The organism is Phaeodactylibacter sp., assembly GCF_040219495.1.
Classification (GTDB): domain Bacteria; phylum Bacteroidota; class Bacteroidia; order Chitinophagales; family Saprospiraceae; genus Phaeodactylibacter.
Map to the genome: position 1 here is coordinate 84,306 of NZ_JAVJSK010000102.1, position 16,359 is coordinate 100,664.

Below are 16,359 nucleotides of genomic sequence, written 5' to 3' on the forward strand. Positions count from 1 at the left end.
ATGTTTTAAATGAGCGCAATGGGTAACAGGCTAACCTCCTTGGAAATCTGTGCGGGTGCGGGCGGTCAGGCTATAGGTCTGGAAGCTGCGGGATTTGACCACCTGGCGCTGGTTGAAGTTGACCACCATGCCTGCAACACTTTACGTTTCAATCGTCCTTCGTGGAATGTTATTGAAATGGATGTCCGGAAATTTGATGGTAAACCCTACGAGGGTGTAGACTTCTTTGCAGGAGGAGTACCCTGTCCGCCTTTCTCTGTAGCAGGTAAGCAGTTAGGTTGGGATGATGAACGCGACTTGTTCCCTGATGCGTTGAGGTTGGTTGAAGAGACCCGCCCGAAGGCTGTAATGATCGAGAACGTAAAAGGTCTTATGAGTAAGAAGTTTGCCAATTATCGAAAGCAGATCTTGCGAAAGCTCAAAGAGCTGGGGTATTTTGGGGACTGGAAGCTCATTTACGCTGCTGATTTTGGCGTTCCTCAGTTGCGCCCGCGTGCAATCCTGGTTGCTCTTCAGGAAGCTTACTGGCCGTACTTTGACTGGCCTTGTGTTAAACCGGGGGAAAGGCTCACTGTTGGTGAGGCGCTGTATGATCAAATGGCAGCAAACGGATGGGAAGGTGCAGAAGCCTGGAGCGGAAAAGCCAATAGCATTGCTCCTACGCTCGTAGGAGGTTCTAAAAAACATGGAGGTGCCGATCTGGGCCCGACAAGAGCAAAGAAAGCCTGGCTGGAATTAGGGGTGAATGGGAAAAGCCTGGCCAATGAGGCACCAATGCCTGATTTTGAAGGTATCCCCAGGTTGACTGTTCAAATGACTGCTACGGTTCAGGGCTTCCCCAAAGATTGGGTGTTTACCGGAAAAAAAACAGCATCTTATCGTCAGATAGGAAATGCCTTCCCCCCTCCTGTTGCCAAAGGGGTGGGGCGGGCTATTGCGTCTGCACTCAGAAAGGAAAAATTATTTGATAAGCCAGGTATCGTATTGGAATTAGCTTTCTCTGAAACTACGAAGCGATGAGCCAAGGCTATCTCTCTTTAGCAAGAAGTGCTTTTCATCAAGAACTATTGGATCAGATCATCCACACTGATCAAGAAGGCGTGCCCAACTTCGCAGATAGTAGTCAGCTTTTCAGCAGAGAAGTTGCCAGGCATATTTACTCGGCCATAGGTGGAAAGCTGAGAAAAGGGCGACTTTCCGGTCAAACACTGGGCAATCAATTTGAATTAATTACTTCCAAATACATTGAAGAAACCTTTTTGAAGTTAGGTCACCTAAGACCTGGCAATTGGACCATAGAACAGATTCGTTCAAGGTCGTCAAATGCGATAGCCCGGTTTGAACAGTACACCCATTTGATTGACCTTAAAGCACTTGCTGACAGTAATCAGGTGTTGGCTGCTGCTTTGGGCAATGACTATGCTATTTCTCCGGATATTGTAGTCTTACGCGAACCTGAAGAAGACGACTCTATTAACAGAAAAGAGATTTTAGTAGATCGGGATTCCAGCAAGCAAAGTACAATCAGAAAAATAGCGAATGCGGTCCCGGTTTTACACGCAAGTATTTCTTGCAAGTGGACTCTTCGGAGCGATCGCGCTCAAAATGCCCGATCTGAAGCGCTCAATCTTCTGAGGAACAGAAAGGGACGCTCCCCTCACATCGTTATTCTGACCGCTGAACCAACGCCGAGTAGAATAAGCTCCATAGCCCTCGGGACTGGAGATATTGATTGCGTCTACCACTTTGCGCTTTATGAACTTCAGGAAGCGGTGAGAACCTATGGCAATGATGACAACAACCACCTGCTTGATATCATGATTGAAGGCAAACGCCTGAAAGATATTTCTGACCTGCCTTTAGACCTGGCGGTGTGATTGGTTATTTGCAGTTTCAAACTTGATAGAGCACTAGCCGAACTAGGGCGCTATATCTGCGCCCCCCCCCTTTACGATACAGCATTGTCCTCCTCCAGCTCCTGCAAATACCGGTTTAGCCGCTCCATAGGTTTTACAATAGCCACCCGGCCGGAGCGGACAAACTCGTAAATGCCGATTTTTTCCAGCTCGTGGAAGAATGCCGTCGTTTCATGCTCATGGCCGGTCTTCTCGAGTACAATGAATTCCGGCTCAATCACCAGCACCCGGGCATTGTGCTTGCGGATGAGGTGCTCCACGTTTTCGCTGTTGCTGAACACGTGGGTGGGTACTTTATACAGCGCAATTTCCTGGTAGACGACCTCCGGAGCGGTGTAGTAAAAGGCCTTCAATACGTCGATCTGCTTCTCGAGCTGGGCGACGAGCTTTTTGACCATCTCTTCCGTCACCTGCACCACGATGGTAAAGCGGTGGATGTCCGGTTGGGAAGATTGGCTGGTGGTCAGGCTTTCAATATTGATGTGGCGGCGGCTGAATACAGAAACCACCCTAGACATGAGGCCACTGTAGTTTTCTGTAAAGACCGTTATGGTGAATTCTTGCTTTTCCATAGTCATTTTGCTTGGCCGGGCAGCTGTAGCCGGGCAGGTTCATAAGGCGTGGGGGCGTCAAGATTTGGGCTGGGGTTCCAGGACGATCTCATCCACGGCAGCGCCTGAGGGCACCATGGGAAAGATGTTGGTTTCCTTTTCCACCTTCACATGCAGCAGGTAGGGGCCATCGTGGGCGAGCATTTCCGCAATCGCATCCGGGAGCACAGCCGGGTCTTCTATCGTTTTGCCCGCCACGCCAAACCCTTCCGCAATCTTGACGAAGTCCGGGTTCTGGAGTTCCACAGAGGAGTACCGGTGTTCGAAGAAGAGCTCCTGCCATTGCCGGACCATCCCCAGGAAGTTGTTGTCGAGCAGGACGATTTTCACTGCCGTGTTCATCTGAGCGCAAAGCCCCAGCTCCTGAATGGTCATCTGGAACCCGCCATCGCCCACAAAAGCAACCACCTCCCGTTCCGGTTGCGCCAGTTTAGCACCGAAAGCCGCTGGCAGCCCGTAACCCATCGTCCCAGCCCCGCCGGAGCTGACCCATTGGTTGGTGGACTCGTACTCGTAGTAGCGGGCGGCTACCATTTGGTGCTGGCCGACATCGGTGGCCACCACCGCCTGCCCTTTGGTCTGACGAGACACCTCACGTACCACCATGCCCATCCGGATTTGCCCGTCTGGCGAAGGCTGCATATCGTGCTGAATGACTTTCACTTCTTCCTCGGCGTCCATTTTCCGGAACCGCGCGACCCATTCCGGATACTGCTTCTCCTTAATCATGGGCAGCAGTTTTTCCAGGGCTTCTTTGGCATCCGAAAGGACCGGCACATCCGCCGGCACGTTTTTATTGATTTCAGACGGGTCAATTTCAATATGGATGACCTTGGCCTGTTTGGCGTATTTTTCAAGGTTGCCCGTCACGCGGTCATCGAAGCGCATACCGATGGCAATGAGGACATCGCAGCGGTTCTGCATCACATTAGGGGCGTAGTTGCCGTGCATGCCCAGCATCCCCATGTGGAGGGGGTGGCTGTTGGGAATGCTGCTCAGCCCGTGAATGGTGCAAGCCAGCGGGATGCCCGATTTTTCCACAAATTGCCGGAAGGCATCCTGGGCATGGGCGATCTGTATGCCATGGCCAGCGAGGATGAGGGGGCATTCTGCCGCGTTGATGAGTGCGGCAGCGGCGGTTAGCGCAGAAGTGGAAGGCTTGGGCTTTGGCTTGTACGAGCGGATAGGCCCTTGCGCTTTGTAGCAGAAATCCAGCATTTCAATCTGCGCATTCTTGGTCACATCAATGACAACAGGCCCCGGGCGGCCGCTATTCGCCACATAGAACGCTTTAGCAAAGACCTCTGGGATTTCCTTTGCAGAGGTGATCTGGTAATTCCACTTCGTGACCGGCATGGTGCAGTTCATCACGTCCGTTTCCTGGAAGGCATCGCTGCCCAGCAGGTGGTAGTAGACCTGCCCGGTAATGCAGACGAGGGGTACGGAGTCGAGCATGGCATCCGCCAGCCCGGTAACGAGATTGGCTGCGCCGGGGCCCGAGGTAGCCATACAAACCCCAGTTTGCCGTGTTACCCGGGCGTAGCCCTCAGCGGCGTGGATGGCGCCCTGCTCATGGCGGGGCAGGATATGTCGGAGCTCTTTCTCATAGTGGTACAAGGCATCGTATACCGGCATGATGGCACCGCCGGGATACCCGAAGATGGTGTCCACCTGCTCTGCAATCAGGCAGCGTAGTATAGCTTCAGCGCCAGACATATGCTCCGTCTTTGGTGGCTGCTCGATGGTGTCGGTTGAGGTCGCTTGCTGTTTCATACAAGGTCGTTTTTCATGGTCTGAATGGAAAGGGGCTGGTCGGACTAGAGTTGGTCAGTCACGCAGCCTTCACTAGCGGAAGTGACCGTCTTGGCATACTTGCGTAAAATACCGTGCTTCGCCCGCAGCGGTGGCTCCTGCCATCCGGCCCGGCGTTTTTCGATTTCGGCTGCCGAAAGTTCCGCTTTCAGGGAGTTGTTGACGGCATCGATGACGATGGTGTCTCCATCCTGCAGCAGGCCAATGAGCCCGCCGGCTTGTGCCTCGGGCGTAATGTGGCCCACCACAAAGCCATGCGTGCCTCCGGAGAAGCGGCCATCGGTGATGAGGGCGACCTCCTTGCCCAGCCCTTCGCCCATAATGGCAGAGGTCGGCTTGAGCATCTCCGGCATGCCCGGTGCACCCTTCGGACCACAGTAACGGATGACCACCACGTCTCCCGCTTTGATCTTTTTCTGGCTGATGGCTTCGTTGGCCTCCGCTTCGCTCTCGAACACTTTGGCGGTGCCTTTGAAATACTCACCTTCCTTACCCGTAATTTTGGCTACTGCCCCCTGTTCGGCCAGGTTGCCATAGAGGATGCGGATGTGCCCCGTTGGCTTGATCGGGTCAGATACGGGGCGGATGATTTCCTGCCCCTCCTTTAGCTCGTTGATGCCCTCCAGGTTTTCTGCCAGGGTCTTTCCGGTCACGGTCATGCAATCGCCGTGGAGGTAGCCCTCCTGCAGCAGGAGCTTCATGACGGCTGCCACACCGCCTACTTCGTAGAGGTCCTGCATCACGTACTTCCCGCTCGGCTTGAGGTCGGCGATAAAAGGCGTGCGGTCACCGATTTCCTGGAAGTCATCTATAGAGAATTCGACCTCCGCCGCCCGTGCAATAGCGATCATGTGCAATACCGCATTGGTGGAGCCCCCCAGGGCGGTAATAATAGTCACTGCATTTTCGAACGCCTTGCGGGTCATGATATCCCGGGGTTTAAGGTCTTCCTTCAAGAGGTGGTGGACCGCAGCGCCCACCCGGTGGCATTCCGCCTGCTTTTCCATGCTTTCCGCCGGGATGCTGGAATTGTGCGGCAGGCTCATGCCCATAGCCTCAATTGCAGAAGCCATAGTATTGGCCGTATACATGCCTCCGCAGGCGCCCGGGCCCGGACAGGCCTTTTGGATCACTGCTTTGAAATCGGCTTCCGCTATAGTGCCGGCAATCCGCTGCCCGTAGGCTTCAAAAGCTGAAACGATATCAAGCTTCTGATCTTTGTGGCAGCCCGGCGCGATGGTGCCGCCGTACACAATAAGCCCGGGGCGGTTGAGGCGCGCCAACGCCATCATAGCGCCCGGCATATTCTTATCGCAGCCTACTACGGGCACGACGGCATCGTACCACTGTGCAGAAACGACCGTTTCGATGGAGTCGGCAATAATATCACGGGAAGGGAGCGAAAACCGCATACCCTCAGTGCCCATCGACATGCCGTCGCTGACGCCAATGGTATGGAAGATCAGCCCCAGCAGCCCCTCGGCCTTAATGCCCCCTTTGATTTCGGTAGCCAGGTCATTGAGGTGCATATTGCAAGGGTTGCCTTCCCAGCCCGTACTGGCAATGCCTACCTGTGCTTTCTTTAGGTCTGATTCGGTCAGGCCAAGGGCATAAAGCATCGCCTGTGCCCCCGGGCGGGTATCGTCTTGCGTCAGTTCTCTGCTGTATTTGTTAATTGCTGCCATCTTTATTTTTACTTTAAAAAAACAAGCCGAAACACGGGGCTGAGCTTATGTTTGATTCTAATTACAAAGGATTTCAAATGTAAAGGGGGCAGGTGCCAAATGCGAATTAAAAAGGGCGTACTGCTACGGTTTGTTAGTGGAGGTTTTGTAGGGTAAGTGTATGGTTAGCAGTGTCTTGGGGTGTATTGGCTTACGAAATTGGGGAAGGCTGCTGCGCCAAAGTTGGAGGTAAACTGAGAAGGTGCAAACAGGCATTAGATGGCGCAGGGCAACCTGTCCTGTTGGAGCTTGTGCGGTTTGGTGCGCTCACAGCACTTTCCTGCACGAACGGCAATTCAGCGGGCTATCGTACCTTTGCGCCTCACCAAAATACAGCCCGATGCGGATATCTATGTTGGTTTCGTTACTATTTTGTAGTAGTCTTTTACTCAGCCAGAATTTTCTGAGCAATAAAAAATTTAAATTAAGCGAAGAAATTTATGAGGCATCAGGTGCGCATCTGCAGAGCGCTGACAGTTTGTGGTGGCTGAATGACAGCGGCAATGCGCCCGTTTTGTATCGAACAGATGGGGGAGGGGCGCTACTGGAAACGTACGCGGTAGCAGGTGCGGTCAACCGCGACTGGGAAGACCTGGCCGCTGCCCCGGACGGCCGTGTGTTTATCGGTGATTTTGGCAATAATGCCAATCGGCGGCAAGACCTGTGCATCTACATTTTGGAGCAAGACGGCAGCCTCGACAGTATCCGGTTCAATTACCCGGACCAATCGGCTTTCCCGCCACCGGAAGGGCAGTGGCAATTCGATATGGAAGGCTTTTTCTACCATCAGGACAGCCTGCACCTGTTTTCGAAAGACAAATCGGCGGACAGCTATCTGACCAAGCACTACAGTTTGCCCGCCCGCCCCGGACAGTATACCGCCAACCTCAGAGGGCAACTGCAATTGCCCAAGCGGATTGTCACCGGTGCGGCGATCAGCCCCGACGGGGAGACTGTTGTTTTGCTGGCCTACCGATTCAAGATGCTGTTGGGTTTTTTCCCACTCACGCCAGCTGACATTTTCGTGTTCCGGGGTTATACCGGCACCGACTTTCTGGACGGGAGTATGCAGCGCGTCCGTGGTGCCCGTTGTTTGATGCCCACACAGTACGAGGCGATCGACTTTACCGGGCCGCGCACAGTGTACATCGCCTCGGAGCGTACACCCTTATTCCACCAGAAAGCTAAGCGCAGGAAGCTACCGCTGGTCGAAACGGATGCCCAGCCGTAGCCCTACCCAGAACTGCCGGATCTCGCTTTCGGTTTCGAATGGTTCCGTTTCAATCGTAGGGAATACCTCACTGAGGCTTGCCCATTCGGACGGGAAGTAGTAGCGGAAACCCGCCATTGGGGTAAGGGTTAGGATGTCAGACAAACCGATGTCCAGGCCCACGGCAGCGCTCAGGCTGTAAGCCAGGGTATTGTCTTCCAGCCCTGCGGCGTCCGGGTTCTGTCTTTCGATAGTGTTTTGGAAATAGGAAACCCCAGGCGAGAGCTGTACAAAAAAGCCCTTCTGGAAAAAGTCGCCCGATTTGGAAAAGGTCGGGCAATCGCAATCGCCTTCCAGGTCCAGCAGGTAGAAATGGGTATTGAGGAAGAGGCTAAAGGCATTTTGGGTGAATTCAAACGGTGTACTGCCAACCGTCAGGCGCTGTGTGGCCTGCCCGAAGGACAGTTGCGGAAGCAAGTCGATACGCGTTTGCCCCAGAGGGATCCAGTAATCGGCTCCGACGGCCCAGCTATTGCCCAGCGGGCTCGCCGCATCCGTGAGGTTGGCCGACGGAGGCGCCCAGTTTGGCGCATCATTGAAGCGGTAGCCTCCGTAGAGCCCCAGTTGTGCGTTCAGGCTCAGCGACAGGAGTAGCGCACCGGTCAATAGGAAAAGTCTCATGCTTGTATTTTTTCAGGATTTGAATAGTGGTGTTTTCGTCAATAATAAAACGCACAAGTACAAAAAAGTTATGCCCATGAGAATTTTAAACGCCGGATTTGTGTTTTGAAAGCAGCTTTGCTATATTTGCATCCGCTTAGAAAAGAAGTTGCAAACAATTTAAGTTTGGCCCCATAGTACAAGGGATAGTATGTAGGTTTCCGGAACCTAAGATCCAAGTTCGAGTCTTGGTGGGGCCACTGAGAAAAAAGCCTGCCGCAAATGCGGTGGGCTTTTTTATTGTAGCGCAATCAGGGCGAGCGGGCTATCTTGCCCGTGAGCGAAGTTGGCTTTGATCTGAACTAAATACGGTAAGGGGGAAGAGATTGAGAGGACAATTTGCTAATCTATTTTGGAGAAGACTACGTCGTCCGGGGAAGGTTGAGAGCCTGGGCTAGGTCACCCGGGAGTAGACAGTGAGCTGTCTTGTCAGCGGTGCGTGTACTGCCAAGGCATGGTCAACTAGCGCTCTGTCAATGCTGAAAAGACGGGTGTTTGGAGATGGCAGCAGGAGCATTTTCCCTTGGCTGGGGGTAACATGCGACTTCTCCGAAGTCGGCTTTCTAGTCTATTGAGGGGTTATTAATGTGTAACTTCTCCGAAGTCTTCCGGTGTTAACGGGCTTGGCTTTGCTTACTTGAGGCGCACGCTCTGACTGCCTGGGAGCGGAGGCAGCTCGCTGCCGGTGGTGATGTCGCCCTGCTTGCCCTCAACCTTCTCCGGTCGACGTAGCGAAGCGTAGTTGACAACCTTAATCTCTGGGCTTTCTATTTTAATCTTAACTATAACGAAGCACATTCCGCACCTACGGCGCGGGGCGTCTTTGTGCGATTGAGGGTTACCGACATATAGTCCCTAGCGGGACTTCGAGAGGGGACTCTGCTGCTGGGGAAGGTGGCTTGGACCAAGCAGCGCCGGTCGATAGGGCAGCCACCTTCCGGTCAGCTTGGGCGTGAAGGCAGCTCGCTGCCGGTGGTGGTTGTCGCCCCCGCTTGCCCTCAACCTCAACCTTCCATCCTTCCCCCTTTACCCTTCCCCCTTTAACCTTTACCCTTTAACCTTTACCCTTCCCCTGTTTCTTATTAGAAGGAAATGGATTCGGTTCCAACTCCGGCCACAAGTAGGGTGCAGAATATCACCACTCCACATGACAAGCGTCTTTTCAGGAGTACTCGAATTGAGCTAGCTTTCGATGGTGCGACTCGTCTGAAGTACATCCGGAGGTATGCACCAGATCAATTTACCCCCGGGGCAATCGTTCGCAGACCAACCTTGCCTCGGGGATCAAAACTACTTTTCATGACAAAGCAAATCGACATGGATCAGCAACTCGTTTACCGTTTCGGGGGCGGCTCGGCCGATGGAAGCCAGGCTATGAAAAACCTCCTCGGGGGCAAGGGTGCCAACCTTGCGGAAATGGCCGGGCATCCTGACCTCCAACTGCCCGTCCCTCCGGGATTCACCATTACCACCGATACCTGCAATGCCTATTACGAAGCCGGGCGCCAATTTCCGGCTCAACTGGAAGCGGAAGTCATGGGGGCTTTGGAACGTATCGAACAACTCACCGGAAAGGTCTATGGAAATATCAAGAACCCGCTGTTATTATCGGTCCGCTCGGGCGCTCGGCAGTCGATGCCGGGTATGATGGATACTGTCCTCAACCTGGGGCTGAACGACGAAACCGTGCAGGGGCTTATTGCCCAAACCAATGACCCGCGCTTTGCCTATGATGCCTACCGCCGCCTCATTATGATGTATGCGGATGTGGTGATGGAAAAAGCAGCGGGCATTCCTCCGGTACAAGGTAAAGGCATCCGGAAATTGCTGGACGAACACCTGGAAAGCGTCAAGAAAGCCCGTGGTTTTCAACTTGATACAGAACTGACGGAAGCGGACCTGCGCCAGATCGTTACCGATTTCAAAGCTATTATAAAGCGGGAGATCGGCGAATCCTTCCCGGATGACCCAATGGCGCAGCTATGGGGGGGCGTTAGTGCTGTTTTTGATAGCTGGAACGGCAAACGCGCCAAAGAGTACCGCCGTATTGAAAAGCTGCCCGACGAATGGGGCACCGCGGTGAACGTACAAGCTATGGTTTTTGGCAATATGGGCGAGGACTGTGCTACCGGGGTCGCCTTTACCCGTAACCCGGGGACGGGCGAAAATCAGTTCTATGGGGAATTCCTGATCAATGCACAGGGAGAGGATATTGTGGCGGGTACCCGTACGCCCCAACCCATTAATGCTTATTCCAAAAATACGCAGAGTGAAAACCTGCCGACCCTCGAGTCGCTTATGCCTGAGATTTATGCACAGCTCAATGCGCATCAACAACAGTTGGAGGGCCACTATAAGGATATGCAGGACCTGGAGTTCACATTTGAAAAAGGCACCCTCTACATTCTTCAAACCCGGACGGGCAAACGTAACGGCACTGCCGCCGTCCGCATGGCCGCTGAAATGTACCAGGAAGGTATGATTGACGCCCCAACGGCGCTATTGCGCGTCAACCCCAATCAATTGACGGAGCTCCTGCTGCCCCGCCTCGATGCAAAGGCCGAAAGCGCCGCCACTCCAATTGCCAAAGGGTTGCCCGCCGGCCCGGGTGGAGCCAAAGGCAAAGTGGTTTTCTCCTCCGAGAAAGCAGTTGAATGGAAGCGGGCCGGTGAAGCGGTTATCCTGGTCCGGGAAGAGACTTCTCCTGAGGATGTAGAGGGCATGTTCCACGCGGCTGCGGTGCTGACTGCAAAAGGTGGCATGACGTCCCACGCTGCCCTCGTCACCCGGGGTTGGGGCAAATGCTGTATCGTAGGGTGCCATGACCTTGAGATTAGCGAAGCCGAGGGGCACTTCCTCACGCCGGACGGTCAGCAAGTCAAAGAAGGGGACTGGATCAGCCTCAATGGAGCTTCCGGGGACGTATACCTCGGTAAGATGCCGGTAGTAGATGCCGACCTCGCAGACAATGAAGATTACCAAACCCTGATGGGGCTGGTTGAAAAAACAAAGACACTGGGCGTAAGGGCAAATGCAGAGTCGCCCATTGATGCAGCCAATGCCCTCCGGTTTGGGGCCGAAGGCATCGGGCTGTTCCGCACCGAGCACATGTTCTACGGCAAGGGTAGCGAAAAGCCCCTGAGCCTCCTGCGCAAAATGATACTTAGTGATACGAGAAAGGACCGCCGTACGGCACTGAACGAGCTTTTTAGTTACATTAAGAGCGACATCAAGGAGACGCTTTCCGTTATGAAGGGCAAGCCGGTCACCGTACGCTTGCTCGATCCGCCTCTGCACGAATTTGTCCCCCACGACGCCCAAAGGCTGGAGGAGTTGGCAGATGAGCTTGGCGTAAAAGTCAGTGTGCTCGAAAAACGGGTACTGGCCCTCCACGAGAGCAACCCTATGCTGGGGCACCGGGGCGTACGCCTGGGGATTAGCTACCCCGAAATCACGGAGACGCAGGTCCGGGCGATCCTCGAAGCCGCTGCCGAACTCAACCTCGAGGGGGTGGAAGCTCTGCCGGAGATCATGATCCCGGTAACCTGCTCCCGCAACGAGCTGCAGCACCAGGAAAAAATCGTCAAGTGCATCTACCAGGAAGTCTGTACGGCGATGGGCGTGGAAGAGATCCCTTACCTCTTCGGTACGATGATCGAAACCCCGAGAGCAGCTCTGCGGAGTGGGCCGATGGCCGAAATCGCCCAGTTCTTCAGCTTTGGCACCAACGACCTGACACAGCTCAGTTTCGGCTTCAGCCGCGATGATATTGGCGGCTTCCTGCCGATCTACCTCAGGAAAGGCATTCTTGCCGCCGACCCCTTCCAGGTCCTCGACCGCAGAGGGGTGGGCGAACTGGTACGCCTTGCTGTAGAGCGCGGCCGGGCACAGCGCCCGGGCCTGAAGACTGGCATCTGTGGCGAGCACGGGGGCGAACCCCAAAGCGTGGAGTTTTGCCACCGTATCGGGCTGGACTACGTCAGTTGTTCGCCTTTCCGCGTGCCCGTAGCCCGATTGGCGGCGGCGCAGGCGGCGATTAAATATCCGCGGAAGTAAGCGCTGGTAGGGTGTTTTGGAGATGAAGCGCTGTTGGAACAAGCTTCAAACATAGCTTCGGAGCCTGCCTCTTTTTCGGGGTGGGCTTTTTTCGTGTTTGAAGTTGGCATTTCTGCTTTGGTTGATGGGGCTGGCGGTGCACTGGAATCAATCCTCTAATATTGATCAATGTACCCCATGTAACCTTTTGCAAACTTAGCGCGTAAAAGAAATGAAAGGAGCCGGAGTTACAAAGTTATGCACAAGGGTGTGCTTTCGGCTTTAATGAGAAAACTACAACACCCCGATTATGGAAAATGAAGCGTTGCGCGCTGACATTCAGGAGAATGTCTTGATCGAAGCGATAGAAGAAACAGAAGAGTTCCAGTGGATCGTGAATGAAGATTTACTGCGAGACGAAGGTGTGGTATACGGGCTCACTGAAGGTGATGCCAAAGAAAAGCTGCAAACCATTGAGCTGTATTACGCCCAAAAAGCAAAAAGCTTACAGGTACAGGCAGGGCAGGTATACGGACAAATCCAGAAAGAAGAAGGCGAGCTGCTACTGCTCGAAGAACGCATCGAACGGGAACAGGCCGTTCTGCAGTCCCTGGAGGAAGAACGGAACAACCAGATAACTGGCTTTCTGCGGCAAACGGTCAACCTGTTTTGCTACGCGGTGGCAGTTGTGCTGACCTTTTGGCTGACTTACAGTTGGATTGACGCCCATCTCGAATACCCGCTCCTCATCACCACCGGCGTTTATGTCTTCGGCAGCCTCAATTTATTTACTCCAGGCTCATTCTTATTTGCAACTGAGGCAGCCCATCAGGAAGAAAACCCCAGAGAGCGGTGGAAATTACTCGTTGAGGAATTAGCTGTCCCATTCGTTGCTGTACTTTTTGTGGTCACCTGGGGCTACAATGGGCAGGCGCTACACGAAGCACTCGCATTAGGCTTGTTACTGTATGCCCTTTTCTTATTTGCGGGCAAAGGCTTGCTCACAACGATTGGGAAGTGGACGATATCCAAGCGTGCTTTGCAGCATAAATGGGCGGATCAACGCCTGGTCAGGCAGCGGATTACAGAACAGAAAGATTTGCTTGCTGAGCTTGCCAAAGCGAAGGAAGAACTCGGGCAGCAGTTGTTGGAACGGTATGGGCAGAAGCATCAATTGGACAAAGACGCCACTGACCTGCTAGAGACTGGGGAAACCCGGAAAGCCTACTTTATGAGTGAGTTTGCGTTAGCGCGTTCTGCCCGAAACCAACTCTCCGGTGAACAACTGGTACAATTGAGCGCCTTCAAAAAAGCATAACCCCCATGGAAGAAATAAAAGGACCACAATTGCCCAGCCAGGCGCATCCGACCGAAACCCAAAATGGGGTAGAGCGGGTAGGAGATACTGAAATCATAGACTTGTACGAGTATGGCTTTACCAATGGCTTGCTCAAAGTAGATCCTGATTTTTTCGACCTGTGGGTGGAAGCTTTCGATCAGGAAAAGCTTTGCAACCTGAAGCTGCAGGCGTTGATTCAGCAAAAGCAGGAACTGAAAGCCCGTTTGTCGCAGACGGAGCAACAGCGGCGCGAGTTGGAAGAGCAGGCTATTGTCAATGACCGTTGGGCACAGGAAACGGAGCGTAAAATTGCGCAGACAAGCGAAAGGGTGGCTCAACAACAAGCGCAGGAAGAAACGCTGGAAAAAAGAATCGAAGAAACCACACCACATTACAAAGGAGCCTCTGTGGTATTATTTATTACAGGAGGACTTTTCTTTCTGTTTGCGGATGTGCTTTTCTCGCAAAATGTACTGACTAACGTACTGGACCTGCCCGGCTGGGAAGCCTGGATACTCGCTATAGCGGTAGGCGCAATGACTTTCGCCATAAAACCTGCTGTAGACCGGGTTTTTGAGCAGCCCTTCATCAAGGGGGAAAATAAAAGGCGCAACCATGTTTTCCTCCTGATTGTCAGCTTCTTTATACTCGTCGCCCTTGGGATGCTCGGCGCTTACCGCAATCAGGCCCAGTATCTAACAGAAGAGCGCATCAGCCAGCAGGATAAGATCGATGCAATAAAGTACCAGGAATCAATGGGTAATGACCTCTCAACTGATGACCGTACCGAAATCAAAAAATGGCCGGATAAATTGAGTGACTTCAACAAAGACCTTTACCTGGACTGGCGTGTACAAACCGGCTTTATCCTCATAAGCATTCTATTTGCTTTGGCCGGGGCTATTTGCTTTAGTATTGGCTTGCCAGCCGGTTCTCAACTGTTCGTCCGGCAAAAACACAGGCGGCAATTAAATAATATGCTTGCGGCGCTTGATCAATTAAAGCAACAGTTTGACCAATTGTACGAACAATTGGTGGGGCATCAAACTACCGCCAACATCGCAAGGCAGCAGCTTGCCCACCTCCCGGACCCCGATGATCTCCGGGCGGATGAACGGACGTTATTGCAAAAAGAAAGCCTGCTACAGGAGGAAAGGTCGAAGTTTAAGGAGCAAAGGCACCGGCTGTGGTACAAACTGGGCTATTTGAGGGGAGTGCAATACAAGCTATCGGATCAGCTGGTCGTGCATCCCCGGTTTCTTGGCTCAATGTTTAATAATGGAGGCAATAGAAAGGACTGGAACGGGAACCGCCCGAAAAGAAAGCAACCCAAATTGACGGAAGGGCCTAAACAGCGCCCGAACTACCTCCACGAGCAGCTACGGGAGATGATCGATTACAATTTCAACCAACAACAAAACCAGAACGGGAAACATGATGATTAAATATTTTACAGGGCTTTTAGGAGCAGCAGCGTTGTTACTGACCTCCTGCCCTGATGGGGGCGCTCCTGCTGTAATTCCGGGGCCCTCAAAAGATGCACTCCTGATTTTGATTGATAAGACCATCAGCAGTGCCCCGGATGCGGAACGGCAGGAAGTATTTAGGCGAGGCTCCGCTCAAGCTGTTTTGACAACCCTGCAAAATCCGGGCGATGTAGTGCAAGGCCACTTCATACAGCAAAATACAGCAGGCGCTACCGCTTTCCTGCAGTCTGAACCTGTCCCTGTTTTTAAAGCTCCGGAAAGAGGCGGTGGCAAGTCCCTTAAGGATGCGGAGCGCAGATACAAAGCGAAACTACAGACCATTCAAGGTATTTGCAACAAAAAACTACGAGAGGCAGTACAGGAAACCAACAACACGAAAACCCGCCTCTATACAGATTTGTGGGGCATCCTGGAAGTCGGCAGCCGAACCTTCAGCCGGGCTTCCTATGACACCAAGACCATTCACATCCTTAGTGATCTGGAAGAATCAATGCGTGGCGAGGGGCGGCGGGATTTCCACAACAAACCAATAACTTCTAAATCAGAAGCAATCGCTTTCGCCAAAGCCGATGCCCAAACCCTGCAGGAGGTCCTTGACATTGATCCGACGGTGCTAGCGGGCACAAAAGTCGTTGTGTATCCACCCTTCAACGCTCTGGAAGCTTCCGGTTTTGCCCTTAACCGCTACTATTGGGAAGCACTGTTTGAGGCGTTTGGGATCACAGAGGTGGTGGTGAAATAGGAGGGGGCTATTGGGAGCCATGGGTGAAATTACACTGCTTCAGTTCCTGAGCATGCGGATTTGGCTCCAAGTTGAGAACATTTCAACCCTTTTTAATATATTGCAATGTTTATTAAGGATCAGGGCAGCCGGCCTACAAGCGGCTCATCCTGTTGTATCTCAAACATCTCAACCACGGCGACTAAATTTATATCTAAAGAGAATACTTTATGAAAGTTTCATTTTCTGTTTTAGTAATCATATTTGTGATTGTATCTACTTCAACAAGTTATGAACCGCTATCAGCTCAAATTAATAGATACGATAATTCTTCAACACCATTAAATTTCAATTTGGGAGGTTCCAGTTCGGAAGGTCTTGGCCAGTTACTGTATGAACTGAATGAGTTGGAGAAGGAGCGTGAAATCAGCGCAATGAAGCGAAAATACCAGGGAAAGGTTCACCTATATGGAGGGACAAAAGGTCATGACATCTATCTGGGGTGTCTGAATTGTGATGCCTATGATGAATTGTCAGTCTGGAATGGGCGAGGGGCTTATGGATTGAAGTCATTTTTTCTGGCTTCAGATAATAACATCTGGAATAGCGAATCAAAATTTGGATCATCAAGTGGATCATATTCACTGTAACAGCCCCCTAAATACTCTGACAAAAGTCTAAAAACTTTTTTAGAGATTTAGATATGGAAAAGCAAGAAAACAGAGGCCGGAAATTCAGCAAAAAGGAGAAGCTGGAGATTCTGGATGAAGCTAAAGCTTATGGG

The 16,359-nt window shown here is 52.5% G+C and carries 12 protein-coding genes and 1 tRNA gene; 9 read left to right on the forward strand and 4 right to left on the reverse strand.

Annotated features, from left to right (window positions below; all coding sequences use genetic code 11):
- Window positions 1-9: 9 nt before the first annotated feature.
- Both RIC19_RS16225 and RIC19_RS16230 read left to right on the forward strand, forming a co-directional pair.
- A complete protein-coding gene (locus tag RIC19_RS16225) occupies window positions 10-1,020 on the forward strand; it encodes a DNA cytosine methyltransferase (RefSeq protein WP_502930843.1) in 1,011 nt (336 codons plus the stop codon).
- Window positions 1,017-1,877 carry an NgoMIV family type II restriction endonuclease gene (locus tag RIC19_RS16230; protein ID WP_350179394.1) on the forward strand — a complete coding sequence of 287 codons (861 nt, stop codon included), beginning with the start codon at window positions 1,017-1,019 and terminating at the stop codon, window positions 1,875-1,877. The genes RIC19_RS16225 and RIC19_RS16230 overlap by 4 nt, the downstream gene beginning before the upstream one ends.
- Before the next feature lie 71 nt (window positions 1,878-1,948).
- On the opposite strand, the gene ilvN is transcribed toward RIC19_RS16230, so the two are convergent.
- The 3 genes from ilvN to ilvD are packed head-to-tail and all read right to left on the reverse strand — an operon-like array spanning window position 1,949 to window position 6,024.
- A complete protein-coding gene (gene ilvN / locus RIC19_RS16235; protein ID WP_350179395.1) occupies window positions 1,949-2,488 on the reverse strand; it encodes an acetolactate synthase small subunit in 540 nt (179 codons plus the stop codon).
- A 57-nt stretch (window positions 2,489-2,545) separates the two neighbouring features.
- A complete protein-coding gene (gene ilvB, locus RIC19_RS16240; protein ID WP_350179396.1) occupies window positions 2,546-4,300 on the reverse strand; it encodes a biosynthetic-type acetolactate synthase large subunit in 1,755 nt (584 codons plus the stop codon).
- Between the two features lie 44 nt (window positions 4,301-4,344).
- Complete coding sequence (gene ilvD / locus RIC19_RS16245; protein WP_350179397.1) at window positions 4,345-6,024, reverse strand: dihydroxy-acid dehydratase; 1,680 nt, start codon at window positions 6,022-6,024, stop codon at window positions 4,345-4,347.
- Between the two features lie 553 nt (window positions 6,025-6,577).
- Here ilvD and RIC19_RS16250 point away from each other — a divergent pair.
- Window positions 6,578-7,294 carry a hypothetical protein gene (locus tag RIC19_RS16250; protein WP_350179398.1) on the forward strand — a complete coding sequence of 239 codons (717 nt, stop codon included), beginning with the start codon at window positions 6,578-6,580 and terminating at the stop codon, window positions 7,292-7,294.
- Here RIC19_RS16250 and RIC19_RS16255 read toward each other — a convergent pair.
- Window positions 7,262-7,954 carry a hypothetical protein gene (locus tag RIC19_RS16255; protein WP_350179399.1) on the reverse strand — a complete coding sequence of 231 codons (693 nt, stop codon included), beginning with the start codon at window positions 7,952-7,954 and terminating at the stop codon, window positions 7,262-7,264. The two genes, RIC19_RS16250 and RIC19_RS16255, sit on opposite strands and share 33 nt — an antisense overlap.
- 167 nt (window positions 7,955-8,121) lie before the next feature.
- Between RIC19_RS16255 and RIC19_RS16260 the strand changes: the two genes are divergently transcribed.
- From RIC19_RS16260 to RIC19_RS16285, 6 genes are all read left to right on the forward strand, one after another.
- A tRNA-Arg gene (locus RIC19_RS16260) sits at window positions 8,122-8,193 on the forward strand.
- A 1,099-nt stretch (window positions 8,194-9,292) separates the two neighbouring features.
- On the forward strand, window positions 9,293-12,049 hold the full coding sequence (gene ppdK / locus RIC19_RS16265) for a pyruvate, phosphate dikinase (RefSeq protein ID WP_350179400.1): 2,757 nt from the start codon (window positions 9,293-9,295) through the stop codon (window positions 12,047-12,049).
- 289 nt (window positions 12,050-12,338) lie between these two features.
- The gene (locus RIC19_RS16270) at window positions 12,339-13,346 is read left to right on the forward strand and encodes a hypothetical protein (RefSeq protein WP_350179401.1); all 1,008 of its coding nucleotides are present in this window, start codon (window positions 12,339-12,341) and stop codon (window positions 13,344-13,346) included.
- Between the two features lie 5 nt (window positions 13,347-13,351).
- Window positions 13,352-14,812 carry an AAA family ATPase gene (locus RIC19_RS16275; RefSeq protein WP_350179402.1) on the forward strand — a complete coding sequence of 487 codons (1,461 nt, stop codon included), beginning with the start codon at window positions 13,352-13,354 and terminating at the stop codon, window positions 14,810-14,812.
- The gene (locus tag RIC19_RS16280) at window positions 14,802-15,596 is read left to right on the forward strand and encodes a hypothetical protein (RefSeq protein ID WP_350179403.1); all 795 of its coding nucleotides are present in this window, start codon (window positions 14,802-14,804) and stop codon (window positions 15,594-15,596) included. The genes RIC19_RS16275 and RIC19_RS16280 overlap by 11 nt, the downstream gene beginning before the upstream one ends.
- A gap of 209 nt (window positions 15,597-15,805) precedes the next feature.
- The gene (locus tag RIC19_RS16285; RefSeq protein ID WP_350179404.1) at window positions 15,806-16,225 is read left to right on the forward strand and encodes a hypothetical protein; all 420 of its coding nucleotides are present in this window, start codon (window positions 15,806-15,808) and stop codon (window positions 16,223-16,225) included.
- Window positions 16,226-16,359 lie beyond the last annotated feature (134 nt).

Excerpts from the sequence above, each read along its gene's own strand:
- RIC19_RS16285 (WP_350179404.1), top strand. The coding sequence starts at position 15,806 with ATGAAAGTTTCATTTTCTGTTTTAGTAATCATATTTGTGATTGTATCT.
- ppdK (WP_350179400.1), top strand. The coding sequence starts at position 9,293 with ATGACAAAGCAAATCGACATGGATCAGCAACTCGTTTACCGTTTCGGG.
- ilvB (WP_350179396.1), bottom strand. The coding sequence starts at position 4,300 with ATGAAACAGCAAGCGACCTCAACCGACACCATCGAGCAGCCACCAAAG.
- RIC19_RS16230 (WP_350179394.1), top strand. The coding sequence starts at position 1,017 with ATGAGCCAAGGCTATCTCTCTTTAGCAAGAAGTGCTTTTCATCAAGAA.
- RIC19_RS16270 (WP_350179401.1), top strand. The coding sequence starts at position 12,339 with ATGGAAAATGAAGCGTTGCGCGCTGACATTCAGGAGAATGTCTTGATC.
- ilvN (WP_350179395.1), bottom strand. The coding sequence starts at position 2,488 with ATGGAAAAGCAAGAATTCACCATAACGGTCTTTACAGAAAACTACAGT.
- ilvD (WP_350179397.1), bottom strand. The coding sequence starts at position 6,024 with ATGGCAGCAATTAACAAATACAGCAGAGAACTGACGCAAGACGATACC.
- RIC19_RS16255 (WP_350179399.1), bottom strand. The coding sequence starts at position 7,954 with ATGAGACTTTTCCTATTGACCGGTGCGCTACTCCTGTCGCTGAGCCTG.
- RIC19_RS16280 (WP_350179403.1), top strand. The coding sequence starts at position 14,802 with ATGATGATTAAATATTTTACAGGGCTTTTAGGAGCAGCAGCGTTGTTA.
- RIC19_RS16275 (WP_350179402.1), top strand. The coding sequence starts at position 13,352 with ATGGAAGAAATAAAAGGACCACAATTGCCCAGCCAGGCGCATCCGACC.
- RIC19_RS16225 (WP_502930843.1), top strand. The coding sequence starts at position 10 with ATGAGCGCAATGGGTAACAGGCTAACCTCCTTGGAAATCTGTGCGGGT.